The sequence below is a fragment of the Erwinia sp. PME.40.26/001 genome, from assembly GCF_055556675.1.
Genome location: NZ_JBVHNP010000314.1, coordinates 1 through 252, shown reverse-complemented (window position 1 = coordinate 252; position 252 = coordinate 1). Strand labels below are relative to the sequence as shown.

The window sequence follows — 252 nt, the reverse complement described above, 5'->3', positions numbered from 1 at the left end:
CGGGTACGCACGAGCGACGGCAGCCTCGTGCACGTGGAGCACGGCGCGCAGGCACGCCTCGACGACCACGCCCACGTCCGGATCGCGCTCGCGCCCGTTCCGGTGACGACGCGTCCCCTCAGCTGAGGGCGGGCCTCAGACGGGGAAGTCGATCCCGGCGCGCTCGGTGACGACGGAGCGGACGAACGCCGACACCTCCTGGTGCGCGGGGTGCACCTGATAGCGCTCGAGGGCTTCCACGTCGGCGAACTC

The 252-nt window shown here is 72.6% G+C and carries 1 protein-coding gene; it reads right to left on the bottom strand.

Annotated elements, in window-relative coordinates:
- Positions 1–135: 135 nt before the first annotated feature.
- Positions 136–240 carry a Dabb family protein gene (locus ACZ3HG_RS24335; RefSeq protein WP_465335040.1) on the bottom strand — a complete coding sequence of 35 codons (105 nt, stop codon included), beginning with the start codon at positions 238–240 and terminating at the stop codon, positions 136–138.
- Between the last annotated feature and the right edge of the window lie 12 nt (positions 241–252).